This is a genomic window from Amycolatopsis sp. 195334CR, assembly GCF_017309385.1.
Classification (GTDB): Bacteria; Actinomycetota; Actinomycetes; order Mycobacteriales; family Pseudonocardiaceae; genus Amycolatopsis.
Map to the genome: position 1 here is coordinate 2964967 of NZ_JAFJMJ010000001.1, position 11987 is coordinate 2976953.

Genomic DNA, 11987 nt, shown 5'->3' on the forward strand with positions numbered 1-11987 from the left:
ATCCGGGTTACCGCAAACCGCTCGGCATGAGCTGGGCCAGCCGCCGGACCGCGCGGTGCTGCAGTGCCTTGATGGCGCCCTCGTTGCGGTTCATGATCTCCGCCGTCTCGGCCACCGAGAGCCCCTGCATGAACCGCAGCAGAATGCATTCGCGCTGGTCACTGCCCAGCTCGTCGATGCAGCGGAACAGCTCGGAGCTGGTCGCGCGGCTGATCACCTGCTGCTCGGGCCCGGCCGGGCTCTGCGCGGTGGACCCGGTGAACGGGCTCGCCCCGCCCTCGGCCACCTCGTCGGTGACCACTTCGAGGCGGAAGCGGCTGGACTTCACGTGGTCGAGGATCAGGTTGCGGGCGATGGTGACGAACCAGGCGCCGACGTCCCGGCCCTGGTAGGTGACCGAGGTGATCCGGCGCAGCGCGCGCAGGAAGGTCTCACTGGTCACGTCCTCGGCCAGGTCGCGGTCGCCGAGGCGGAACAGCACGTACCGGAAGACCATGTCGACGTACCGGTCGTACAGCTTGCCGAAGGCGCCGGCGTCGCCCTGCTGGGCGGCGTGCACCAGGTCCCACGCCTCGGCCTTGACGGCCTCGGCCTGCGCGGCGCGCTGCGCGGCGACGGCCCGGCGGCTCGGCGCGCTCGTGCCGATGAGCGTGCCCGAACCCCCGGCCAAGGCGACCTGCAGGCTCATCGATCCGCACCTCCCGGGCCCCGTTGGCGAGTCGTCAGTCCGTCGCTGAGTGATCAACACCACCTCAGGACCAGTGCAGCATACGTGTTGTTACCGCGAAGTAGGTAGTGGTGTTCCGGTGATGTGACCGCCACGAACGGGCGATATCCCCGCTTCGGGGGAGGGGGATGACAGACTGGTTACGGTGTGGGTGCGCTCGCGGAAGGGGTTGGGATTTGTCGTCCGAACAGGGGAATCACCAGAACCACCAGGCCACGGCAGGCACCGCGGGCTCCGTCTCGGCGCTGGTTTCCGCGGCCGCCGGGAGCTGGCCGGATTCACTCGCACTTATCGATTCAGGAACCGGCCGGAAGAGCACCTGGGCACAGGTCGACGCGGCGGTGAACGCTGAAGCGCGCCGCCTCACCGACGCCGGGCTGAGCCCCGGTGACCGGGTGGTCGTGCGCCTGCCGACCTCCACCGCGTTCGCGGTGACGCTGTTCGGCGTGGTGCGCGCGGGCGGGATCGCGGTCCCGCTGTCGCCGCAGGCGCCGGGCGCCGAGATCCAGCCGCTGGTCGAGCACTCCGGGGCGAAGCTGGTGGTCAGCCACGACCCGGAGGCCGAGGAACTGCCGGACGGGGTCACCGCGCTGCCCGCCGCCGACGTCAGCGCGACCGGGGAGCGAGTCGAAGCGGTCGGCGGTGGTGAAGACATCGCCGTGGTCTCGTACACCTCGGGCACCACCGGCCCGCCGCGTGGCGTGATGTTGTCGCACCGGGCGCTCCTCGCCAACATCGAGCAGCTCTCGTCGGTGCGGCCGCTGGTGCTCCAGCACTCCGACCGCGTGTTCGTCGCGATCCCGCTGTTCCACGTCTACGGCCTGGGCCCCGGGCTGCTCCAGGCCGCCGCGGTCGGCGCCACCGTGGTGCTGTCCGAGCGGTTCGACGCCCGGCGCGCGCTGGCCGATTGCGCCGAGTACCGCGTCACCACGATCGCCGGCGTGCCCGCGATGTACGCCGAGTTCGCCGCGCTGGACGCCGACGAACTGGGCACCGGGCTGGCCACCGTGCGCCGGATGACCTCGGGCGCGGCGCCGCTGCACCCCAGGGTGCTGGCCGCGATCCGGGCCGCCACCGGGCTGGACGTCTACGAGGGCTACGGCCTGACCGAGGCCGCGCCGGTGGTGACCACCACGCTGGTCACCGGTTACCCGAAGCCCGGTTCGGTCGGGCGCGCGCTGCCCGGCATCGAGCTGCGGCTGGTGGAGAGCGACGGCACCACCGGGCCGGTGCTCTCCGATCCGGAGGACCTGGTGGACAGCTTCGACGAGGAGGACGGCGGCACCGGGCTGGTGGCGCTGCGCGGCGCGAACCTGTTCTCCGGGTACTGGCCCGACGGCGCGCACGGCCCCGACGACGAGGGCTGGTTCCGCACCGGCGACGTCGGCTACCTGGACACCGACGGCGATCTGCACCTGGTCGACCGCGCCAACGACCTGATCATCGTGAACGGGTTCAACGTGTACCCGAACGAGGTCGAGTCCGTGCTCACCGAGTTGCCCGAGGTGGTCGAGGCGGCGGTGGTCGGCGTGGTGGACGAGCGCAGCGGCGAGGCGGTCAAGGCCGTCGTCGTGGTCGCGCCGGGTGCCTCGCTGTCCGCCCAGCAGGTGGTCGACCACTGCGCGGGCAAGCTCGCCGGGTACAAGGTGCCGCACACCGTCGAGTTCGCCGAGAGCCTGCCGCATTCGGCGACCGGCAAGCTCCGCAGGCTGCGGTTGCGGTAGGAAGGCAAACCATGGCGCATGAGGTGACGGTGGTGACCAGGGATGGCTGCTCGGCGTGCGTGCGCGCCGAGGCCGACGTGGCGCGCATCTGCGGGGAGCTCGGGGTCGCGTGGTCGACCTTCGACGTGGACAGCGATCCGGAGTGGCGGGCCGAGTACGGCGACCGCGTGCCGGTGATCCTGGTCGACGGCGACGAGCACGGGTATTGGTCGGTCGAGGAGGACCGGCTGCGCGCGGCGCTCGCGTAATGCACTCGTAAGGGCGCGGGAGCGGCGATCCGGCCCGCGGCTGACGACGATGGAGGCATGGACACACGCCTGCCACGCCTTCGCGCGGCCGCGATCGGGGTGGTCGCCGTCGGCGCGGCGGCCGCGGCCGGGCACCTGCTGTCCGCGTTCCTCGGGCGGAACTCGTCGCCGGTGGTCGCGGTGGGCAGCACCATCGCGGAGTTCTCGCCGAGCTGGCTGACCGAGTTCGGCAAGGACACGTTCTACCTGTACGACAAGCTCGCGCTCTTTGTCGGCATGGGCCTGGTGATGCTGGTGCTGGCCGCCGTCGCGGGGTTGATCTCGCGGCGTTCGCGCACGCCGGGGCTGGTGCTGATCGGGGCGTTCGGCGTGCTCGGCGTGGTTGCCGTGCTGCGGCGGCCGGACCTCGGGCAGCTGGCGATCCTCGCGCCGCTGGCCACGCTGCTCGTCGGGTGCTGGGTGTTCTCCTGGCTGCACGGGGTGGCGTCCGCCGAGGAGGCCGTCGACGGCGGCATGAGCAGGCGGCGGTTCCTGGTCGGCGGGGCCGGGGTCGCGGCCGGTGCCGGGGTCGCCGCGCTGGCCGGTCAGGTGATCGGGGTGAGCCGCGACGCCGAGCTTTCGCGGGCAGAAGTCGGTGGGCTGGTCCCGGCGCGGCCCGCGCCGCCGATCCCGGCCGACGCCGACTTCCGCAAGCTCGGCACACCGTCCTTCCTGACCCCGAACGCGGACTTCTACAAGATCGACACCACCCTGGCGCTGCCGCAGGTGCGGGCCGAGGACTGGCGGCTGCGGGTGCACGGCCTGGTCGACCGCGAGCTCACCTTCACCTACGCGGACATCCGCGACCGCCCGCTGGTCGAGCGCGCGGTGACGTTGTGCTGCGTGTCGAACGAGGTGGGCGGCGACCTGATCTCCACCGCCACCTTCGTCGGCGTCGACCTGCGGGACCTGCTGAACGAGGCGGGCGTGCGGCCGGGGGCCGAGCAGCTGTTCTCCACCAGCACCGACGGCTGGACCTGCGGCACGCCGATCTCGGCGGTGCTCGACCCCGGCCGCGGCGCGATGCTCGCGCTCGGCATGAACGGGGAACCGCTGCCGGTGAAGCACGGCTTCCCGGCGCGGCTGGTGGTGCCCGGCTTGTACGGCTACGTGTCGGCGACCAAGTGGGTCACCGATCTCGAGGTGACCACCTGGTCGGCGCGGCGGGCGTACTGGCTGGAGCGCGACTGGGCGCGGGAGGGGCCGGTGAAGACGCAGTCCCGCATCGACGTGCCGAAGCCGTTCGCCGCGCAGGCGGCAGGGAAGACCGTGGTCGCCGGGATCGCCTGGGCGCAGCACACCGGGATCGACCGGGTGGAGGTGCGCCTGGACCAGGGGCCGTGGGTGCCCGCGACGCTGTCGGCCGAGGTGAACGCGGACACCTGGCGGATGTGGTGGGTGCAGCTGGACGTGCCGAAGGGGCCGCACCAGCTGTACTGCCGGGCGGTGGACCGGTCGGGTTACGTGCAGACCGGCGAGGTACAGGGCACCGTCCCGGACGGCGCCACCGGCTGGCACTCGATCTCGATCACCGCCGCCTGAGCGTCACGGATGTGGCTCGGAAGCCACATCCGTGACCCGGGTCAGTTGCCGCCGCTGCCCGCGCCGCCGGACGGGGCCTGATGGCCCTCGCCCCCGTCGCCGCGGTTGACGCCGCCTTCGGAGCCGCCGCCGTCGGAGGTGCCGGCTTCGGCTTCACCCTCGTTGACGCCGCCCTCCGAGGAACCGGGGCTCCCGCCGCCCGCTTCCGCCTCGGCGGGTCCCGGCACCAGCGACTGGAACTTCTGGCGCAGCTGGTCGACCTGCGCCTGGAACTGCTGCGCGAGCCGGATGATCTCGTCGATCGCCTTGATGACGCGCTCTTCGTCCCCGTCCTCGGCGACCCCGGCGGCCACCGCCTCGGCGGCCGGCCTGGCCCCGTTCGCGATCGAGGCGATCTGCTCGCACGTCGACACGACCAGCTGTTCCATCTGCTGCCCGATCTCGCTGATCTGGCCGCTGAGCTTGTCCAGCTCCGCGCGGTCCTGCTCGAGTTCGGAGAGTTCCTTCTTGGCCTCGTCGATCGCGGCGGCCGCGCCCTCGCCCTCCTCTTCCTGGAGTTCGGTGATCGTCGCCTTCTGCTCGTCGATGGCCTTGTCCAGCTCGGCGACCGAATCGCGGAGCTTGGCGGCGTAGGACTCGATCGACGCGGGATCGCAGTCGACGTGCGCGAGGACCTCGGCCGGGTCGGCGGCACCGAGGGTGCTCGCCGCGGCCGAGAGCGGACGGCAGGCGTCCAGTGCCTTCTGCAGTGCCGGGTGCGTCATTCCGACCGCCCGGCGGCTCGCAGGTCTTCCTGGGTCTCGGCGTCGGAGCGGTCGTAGTCGTCGGCGGCGGTGTCGAGCTTCCCGGCGAGTTCACCGAGGCGGGTCTGCCGCGTGCGCAGCCGCTCCAGCCGGTGCCCGACGGCCTTCTCGATGTCGGCGGCCAGTTCCGGCCCCGGCCCGGAGATGCCGAAGGCCTCGGCCGGCACCTTGGCCGCCGAGAGCCGCTCCACCGTGGTGCCGACGGAATCCGCGTTCGCGCGGAACCCGCCCGCCGTCCGGCGGAGCCGCCCGGTGTCGACGCGGAACCCTGATCCGGTCATGCTTTCCCCCTTCGTGCTGGTCCGCGCCATGATGCCGGGGGCTGCTTTCCCGGCGCTTTCATCTCGGCGGCAGCTCGAACGACGGCACCAACCAGGTCGACGGCGGCTCGTGCTCGTCCTCCACGCGCACCCGCACCCCTGCCGGTAATGCCTTGACTTCGCCATCCGCCTTGATCCAGACCGGCTTTCCCGCCGCGGGCACGCGGATCGGCGCCGCCTCGTCGTCGACGTGCGCGCGGACCCAGGTGCTCATGTGCCCAGGTGGTACGCCCGGCGTTCCGCGACCAGCTCCGCCGCCGCGCGCTGGGCGCCGGTGGAGGCCTGCAGGATCGCGTTCGCCAGCGTCTTCGCGTCGACCTTGCGCACCAGCGTCGAATTCACCGAAACCGCGAGCACCTTGCCGCCGGAGTCCACCTCGACCTCGACCAGGTCCCCGCGGTCCCGCGCGGTGACCGTTCGCTGGGCGAGGTCCTTGCGCAACGCGAGCAGGCCCTCGTCGGCGCGGTTGTTGCGCGCGGCCAGCGCGGTCAGCGAAGTCGCCATGCCGGAAGGGTGGCAGTTGCCGCTTTCATCGTGGTTTCACCCGATCTCGGCGAGCAGTTTCCGCACTTCCGCCGCCTCCGCGTCGCCGTTGCGCAGGAACACCTCCAGCGCCTCGCGCAGGAACTCGCGCGCTTCGCCGTCCCGCCCGATGCTGTGCAGGACCGCACCGAGGCGCGCCTGGACCCGCGCCGCGCGCCAGCTTTCGTTGAGCAGCCTGCTGATCTCCACCGCCTCCCGGTACGCCTCCAGCGCGCGTTCCGGCTCACCGCTGTCGCGGTGCAGATCTCCGAGCGTGCACAGGGTGAACCGGCGCGCGGGGGTGTCGGCGGCCCGCCGATGGACCTCCATCGCTTCCCGCAGGTACGCCTCGGCTTCGGCGTAGGAACCTTGCTGCCGGAGCACATCGCCGAGGTTGTTCAGGCAGTAGCCCTCGCCACGCGGGTCGTCGAGCGCGCGGAACCGCCGCAGGCCGTCCTCGTAGCAGGCGGCGGCTTCGGGGAACCGCTTCGCGTTGTCGTAGGCCACACCGAGGTTGTTCTGGTTCCACGCCGCCGCGAGCCCGTCATCCTCGGCGTCAAAGAGCTCAGCCGCCTCCAGGTGACAAGCGATCGCCCGGTCGTGGTCGTGCAGGTCGTCGTAGGCCACGCCGAGCCCGTTCAGCATGTGCGCGCGGCCCAGCGCGTCGGCGCCTTCGAGCGCGGTCCGGTGCGTGCCCAGCCAGTCGTCCCAGCGGCGGCTCGAATAGAAGTAGATGAGCAACGCCGACGCCAGCTGCCAGGCGACCGTGGTGTACCCGCGGGCCACGGCGTCGCGGACGGCCGCGCCGAAGTTCTCCCGCTCCAGCTCGAACCAGGCCAGTGCCGCCGCGCGGTCGCCGAAGACGGGCAGGTGGGACGGCGGTTCGACGGCGTCGCTCCACATCGGCCGGGCGTGCGGATCGAGCGCGGCCCGCGCGGCGATCGCCGAATGCACGTACCAGCCGAGGATCCGCCGTGACGCCTCATCGTCCTCACCGGCCGACTCACCGGCATATGCCCGCAGAAGGTCATGCATCGCGTAGCGGCCGTCGGGGCCGGCCTCGACCAGGTTCGCGCGCCGGAGCTGCCCGAGCGCGCGCCGCGCGGTCCGCAGGTCGGTGTCCGCCAGCGCGGCCACCGCCTGCTCACCGGTGTCGTGCCCGGGGTGCAGCCCGAGCAGCCGGAACACCCTGGCGGCTTCCGCGGGCAGGTGCTGGAACGACCACGAGAAGGCCGAGCGGACGGCGGCCCTCGGGTCCCCGTCGGCGTCGAGCAGGTCGAGCCGCGCGCGTTCGTCGGCCAGTTCCTCGACCAGTGCGGAAATGCTGCGAGCTGGCCGGTCGCGAATGGACTCGGCGGCGATCCGCAGCGCCAGCGGCAGCCGCGCGCACAGCTCGATCACCTCGGCGGCGGCTTCGGGCTCGGCGTCCACGCGGTCGCCGGTCAGCTCGCGGAGCAGGGTGAGCGAGGCCGCCGGGGACAGCCGGTCGAGCTCGTGCCGCCGCGCGCCGTCGACCGCGGCCAGTCCGGTCAGCGTGTCGCGGCTGGTCACCAGCACCACGCACGAACCGGTGCCGGGCAGCAGCGGCCGCACCTGCTCGGCGGTCCGCGCGTTGTCCAGCACGATCAGCAGCCGCCGCCCGGCGACCTGCGTGCGGAACTTCGCCGAGCGCTCGGCGAGCACCGGCGACAGCGCGGCGCCGTCCACCCCGAGCGCGCGCAGGAACCCGGCGAGCACGTCGGACGGGTCGGCGGGGCGGTCGGGGCCGTAGCCGTGCAGGTCGGCGTAGAGCTGCCCGTCGGGGAACCGGTCGCGCGTGCGGTGGGCCCAGCGCAGCGCCAGCGCCGTCTTGCCCGCGCCCGCGGTCCCGGTGATCACCGACAGCGGGGTGAGCACGTCCAGCTCGGCGAGTTCGCGCTCGCGGCCGGTGAACCCGCGTGCCTGCGCGGGGAGTTGCGCCGGAACGGGTGACGGCCCGGCTGGCTCGGTCTCGCGGCCTTCGAAGATCGCCTGTTCGAGTTCCCGCAGTTCGGCGCCCGGCTCCAGGCCCAGCTCGTCCCGCAGCACGCGGCGGGCGGTCCGGCACGCGGCGAGCGCGTCGGCCTGCCTGCCGCCGCGGTACAGGGCCCGGACGAGCAGCGCGTGCAGGCGTTCGCGCAACGGGTGCGCCCCGGCCAGCGCGCCCAGCTCACCCACCACGGCCAGGTGCCGCCCGGCGGTCAGCTCCGCCTCGAACAACGCCTCCAGCAGGTTGAGCCGGGTCTCGGCGAGGCGCCGGGCTTCGTCGGTGAGCAACGGCACGTCGAGCCCCTCGAACGGCGTGCCCTGCCACAGGTCCAGCGCCTTCCTGGCCAGTGCGGGGTCGTCGGACGCCTCGCCGGAAAGTGACGCGAATCTCTCCGCGTCCAGCTCACCGGGCAGCACGCGCAGCAGGTAGCCGCCGGAGTCGAAGACCAGCCGGTCCGGTTCGCCGAGCAGCCCGCGCAGCCGGTGGACGTGCAGCTGCAGCTTCTGCGCGGCCCGCCGGTCGGCGCGCTCCCCCCACATCGCGTCGGTCAGCACGTCGACGGGGACCGGGCGGTTCGCCCTGGTCAGCAGCACTCCCAAGAGGATCCGCTGCAATCTCCCGGCCGGCTGGGACGGACCGTCGGCCCGGCGGACGCGCATCGGGCCGAGCACTTCGAACTCCATGTGCACCACCGGCCACCCCCTATCGACCAGTGTGACGCGGAATACCGGGACTCGGTTTCCGTTTTCGGCGGATGGAAGCCGGGCGGGTAGCCTCGGGTTCAAGCGCTCTACCAGTCACTTTGTGCATGCGTTCACAAGTGGCTACCGTAGTGCCATCGCCCCGCGCGGCGCCGGGTATCGAACACTGAGTCGCCCGCCGGGTCAAGGGTTGATTTTTCGACCCGGATCTGTCAGCAGAACGGCATCAACGAGGAGAGCAGGCGTGGTCGCACAGGGGGGCCATCGGGGCCGCCGAGGTGGTTCGGCCAGGCAGGCGGGCACCCCCGACGCCGACAACGCGCCGACCGCCGAGATGCCGACCGTGCCGGTGAACGGCAACGGGGCCAACGGGGCCAGTGGAGTCAATGGGGTCGCCGACCCGGTCCGCGCCAAGTCCATTCCCGAGGCCGCCGTCGCCCGCCTCGCCGTCTACCTGCGGGTGCTCTCCGCGATGGCGGAGCAGGGCGCGACCACGGTCTCCAGCGAAGAGCTCTCCTCGGCCGCCGGGGTCAACTCGGCGAAGCTGCGTAAGGACCTGTCCTACCTCGGTTCCTACGGCACCCGCGGCGTCGGCTACGAGGTCTCGGTGCTGGTCGGCCACATCGAGCGCACGCTCGGGCTGACCCGCAAGCACAAGGTGGCCGTGGTCGGCATCGGCAACCTCGGCCACGCGCTGGCCAACTACGGCGGTTTCCCCGGCCGGGGCTTCCCGGTGGAGGCCCTGTTCGACCTCGACCCCGACCTGATCGGCGTGCCGGTCGGCGGGCTGCCGGTCTCCCACCTGGACGAGATCCCGAAGGTGTGCGCCGAGCGCGAGATCTCCATCGGCGTGATCGCCACCCCGCCGACCGCCGCGCAGTCGGTCTGCGACCGGCTGGTGGCCGGTGGCGTGCAGTGCATCCTCAACTTCGCGCCGGTGGTGCTCCAGGCTCCGCCCCACGTCGAGGTGCGCAAGGTAGACCTGGCGGTGGAACTGCAGATCCTCTCGTTCCACGTGGCGCGCAGGGCCGACGAAGAAGCGGGTGTGAACGGCGTGGCGAACAACGGCATGGTGGTGCGATCGTGAGCATTCTGGCCATCGGGCTCTCCCACCGCACCGCGGACCTGACCATGCTGGAGCGGGCCGCGGTGCCCGCCGCCGAGCTGGGCAAGGTGCTCCACGAACTGCAGCAGGCCCCGCACATCGCCGAGGTCATGGTGCTCTCGACGTGCAACCGCATCGAGGTCTTCGCGGTGGTCGACGCCTTCCACGGTGGGCTGTCCGACGTCTCCGCGGTGCTCGCGCGCCAGGCCGGGGTCGAACCCGCCGCGCTGTACGACAACCTCTACGTGCACTACGCCGGTGCCGCCGTCGAGCACATGTTCTCGGTGGCCTCCGGCCTCGACTCGATGGTCATCGGCGAGACGCAGATCCTCGGCCAGGTGCGCACCGCCTACGCCACCGCGCGGGAGGCGGGCACGGTCGGCCGCGTGCTGCACGAGCTGACCCAGACCACCCTGCGCGTCGGCAAGCGCGTGCAGACCGAGACCGGCCTCGGCGAGCTGGGCGCCTCCGTGGTGTCCGAGGCGCTGCGGGCCGCCGGGGACATCGAGGGCAAGCACGCGCTGGTCATCGGTGCCGGGTCGATGGGCGCGCTGACCGGCTCGCACCTGCGCAAGGCGGGCATCGGCTCGATCACCGTGGCGAACCGCACGCTGGCCAACGCCCAGCGGCTGGCCGCCTCGATCGCCGAGCAGGGCGTGCCCGCCACCGCGGTGCCGATGACCGAGCTGACCGCGGCGGTCGGCCGGGCGGACGTGGTGGTCTCCAGCACCGGTGCCGCCGACGCCGTGCTCGACACCTCGCACGTGCTCCCGCGCGACGGCCGTGAGCTGGTCATCTGCGATCTCGGCCTGCCGAGGGACGTCGAACCGGCCGTCGCCGAGCTGGCCGGCGTCCGGGTGGTCGACCTGGAGACCGTCCGCCGCCGGATGAGCGCGGCGACCGGCACCTCCGAGACCGACCGCCAGCTCGCCAAGGCCACCGGCATCGTGCTGGACGAGGTGCGCGAGTACCTCGCCGGCCAGCGCAGCGCCGAGGTCACCCCGACCGTCACCGCCCTGCGCAAGCGGGCCGCGGAGGTGGTCGACGCCGAGTTGCTGCGGCTGGACAACCGGCTGCCGGAACTCGACACCACGGTCCGCGAGGAGCTGGGCCGCACCGTCCGCCGCGTGGTGGACAAGCTCCTGCACGCGCCGACCGTGCGCGTGAAGCAACTCGCCGGACAGGACGCCGGAACCGACTACGCCAGCGCGCTGCGCGAGCTGTTCGAGCTCGACCCCGCCGCGCCGCAGGTGGTCGCGCGTCCCTCCGATCCACAAGAAACCAACGGTGAACTTCAGTGAGCAGGACCATCAGGATCGGCACGCGCGGCAGCAAGCTCGCGCTGGCCCAGACCGGCACCGTGGCCAAGGCGCTGGAAGAGACCGGCGCCAAGGTCGAGCTGGTCACCATCTCCACCCCCGGCGACCGCTCCAGCGCGCCGATCACCGAGATCGGCATCGGGGTGTTCACCTCCGCGCTGCGCGACGCGCTGACCGCCGGGGAGATCGACGTCGCCGTGCACTCCTACAAGGACCTCCCCACGGCGCCCGCGCCGGGACTGGTGATCGCGGCGGTCCCGCCGCGCGCCGACCCGCGTGACGCGCTGATCGCCCGTGACGGCCTGACCCTCGGCGAACTGCCGCCGGGGTCGACCGTGGGCACCGGCTCGCCGCGGCGGACCGCGCAGCTGCGCGCGCTCGGCCTCGGCCTGGAGATCGTGCCGATCCGCGGCAACATCGACACCCGCATGGGCAAGGTGTTCAGCGGTGAGCTCGACGCGGTGGTGCTGGCCAGGGCCGGCCTGGCCAGGGTCGGCAAGCTGGACCGGATCACCGAGACGCTCGACCCGATCCAGCTGCTGCCCGCGCCCGCGCAGGGCGCGCTGGCGGTGGAGTGCCGGTCGGACGACGCCGAGGTGGCCGCGCTGCTCCAGTCCACTTTGGACGACGAAGCCACCCGGATCGCGGTGACCGCGGAACGGGCCATGCTGGCCGCGCTGGAGGCCGGGTGCAGTGCCCCGGTCGGGGCGCTGGCCGAAGTGGTGGAGGACCTCGACGAGAACGGCTCGGTGATCGAGCGGGTTTCGCTGCGGGGCACCGCGGCCGTCGGTGGTGACGGTGAAGCGGTGGACATGCTGCGCGCCTCCGCGGTGGCCGGCAAGGCCGAGGCGGAGAAGCTCGGCCGCGAGCTGGCCGCCGAGTTGCTCGACCTCGGCGCCGGCGCGCTGACCGCGAACTGATTCTCGTTT

The 11987-nt window shown here is 72.5% G+C and carries 12 protein-coding genes; 6 read left to right on the forward strand and 6 right to left on the reverse strand.

The genetic code is table 11. From position 1 onward, the window contains the following. Positions 1–7: 7 nt before the first annotated feature. A complete protein-coding gene (locus JYK18_RS14550; protein ID WP_206802578.1) occupies positions 8–688 on the reverse strand; it encodes a sigma-70 family RNA polymerase sigma factor in 681 nt (226 codons plus the stop codon). A gap of 167 nt (positions 689–855) precedes the next feature. Here JYK18_RS14550 and JYK18_RS14555 point away from each other — a divergent pair, with 167 nt between their 5' ends. From JYK18_RS14555 to JYK18_RS14565, 3 genes are read left to right on the forward strand one after another with little or no spacing between them, the layout of a single operon-like run. Then, positions 856–2451 (forward strand): AMP-binding protein, encoded by a 1596-nt coding sequence (locus JYK18_RS14555; protein ID WP_206802579.1) that lies wholly within the window; start codon positions 856–858, stop codon positions 2449–2451. Between the two features lie 11 nt (positions 2452–2462). After that, positions 2463–2699 (forward strand): glutaredoxin family protein, encoded by a 237-nt coding sequence (locus JYK18_RS14560; protein ID WP_153036181.1) that lies wholly within the window; start codon positions 2463–2465, stop codon positions 2697–2699. Positions 2700–2756: 57 nt separating this feature from the next. Continuing rightward, a complete protein-coding gene (locus JYK18_RS14565) occupies positions 2757–4280 on the forward strand; it encodes a molybdopterin-dependent oxidoreductase (RefSeq protein ID WP_206802580.1) in 1524 nt (507 codons plus the stop codon). Between the two features lie 41 nt (positions 4281–4321). Here the strand turns inward: JYK18_RS14565 and JYK18_RS14570 are convergent, their stop codons facing one another. From JYK18_RS14570 to JYK18_RS14590, 5 genes are read right to left on the reverse strand one after another with little or no spacing between them, the layout of a single operon-like run. Beyond that, entirely contained in the window at positions 4322–5044 is a 723-nt protein-coding gene (locus tag JYK18_RS14570; RefSeq protein WP_206802581.1) for a hypothetical protein, read from the reverse strand. Continuing rightward, a complete protein-coding gene (locus JYK18_RS14575) occupies positions 5041–5364 on the reverse strand; it encodes a type VII secretion target (RefSeq protein WP_206802582.1) in 324 nt (107 codons plus the stop codon). The genes JYK18_RS14570 and JYK18_RS14575 overlap by 4 nt, the downstream gene beginning before the upstream one ends. A 58-nt stretch (positions 5365–5422) precedes the next feature. Continuing rightward, the gene (locus JYK18_RS14580) at positions 5423–5617 is read right to left on the reverse strand and encodes a hypothetical protein (protein WP_206802583.1); all 195 of its coding nucleotides are present in this window, start codon (positions 5615–5617) and stop codon (positions 5423–5425) included. Next, positions 5614–5907 carry a YbaB/EbfC family nucleoid-associated protein gene (locus JYK18_RS14585; RefSeq protein ID WP_206802584.1) on the reverse strand — a complete coding sequence of 98 codons (294 nt, stop codon included), beginning with the start codon at positions 5905–5907 and terminating at the stop codon, positions 5614–5616. Before JYK18_RS14585 ends, JYK18_RS14580 begins: the two co-directional genes overlap by 4 nt. Positions 5908–5943: 36 nt before the next feature. Further along, positions 5944–8616 (reverse strand): BTAD domain-containing putative transcriptional regulator, encoded by a 2673-nt coding sequence (locus JYK18_RS14590; RefSeq protein ID WP_206802585.1) that lies wholly within the window; start codon positions 8614–8616, stop codon positions 5944–5946. 262 nt (positions 8617–8878) lie between these two features. On the opposite strand from JYK18_RS14590, the gene JYK18_RS14595 reads away from it, so the two are divergent. Genes JYK18_RS14595 through hemC form a run of 3 tightly spaced genes read left to right on the forward strand, consistent with a single transcriptional unit; the run spans position 8879 to position 11978 of the window. Then, positions 8879–9721 (forward strand): redox-sensing transcriptional repressor Rex, encoded by an 843-nt coding sequence (locus JYK18_RS14595; RefSeq protein WP_206802586.1) that lies wholly within the window; start codon positions 8879–8881, stop codon positions 9719–9721. Then, positions 9718–11040 (forward strand): glutamyl-tRNA reductase, encoded by a 1323-nt coding sequence (locus JYK18_RS14600; RefSeq protein ID WP_206802587.1) that lies wholly within the window; start codon positions 9718–9720, stop codon positions 11038–11040. The genes JYK18_RS14595 and JYK18_RS14600 overlap by 4 nt, the downstream gene beginning before the upstream one ends. Beyond that, positions 11037–11978 carry a hydroxymethylbilane synthase gene (gene hemC / locus JYK18_RS14605; protein WP_206802588.1) on the forward strand — a complete coding sequence of 314 codons (942 nt, stop codon included), beginning with the start codon at positions 11037–11039 and terminating at the stop codon, positions 11976–11978. Before JYK18_RS14600 ends, hemC begins: the two co-directional genes overlap by 4 nt. The last annotated feature ends 9 nt before the right edge of the window (positions 11979–11987 follow it).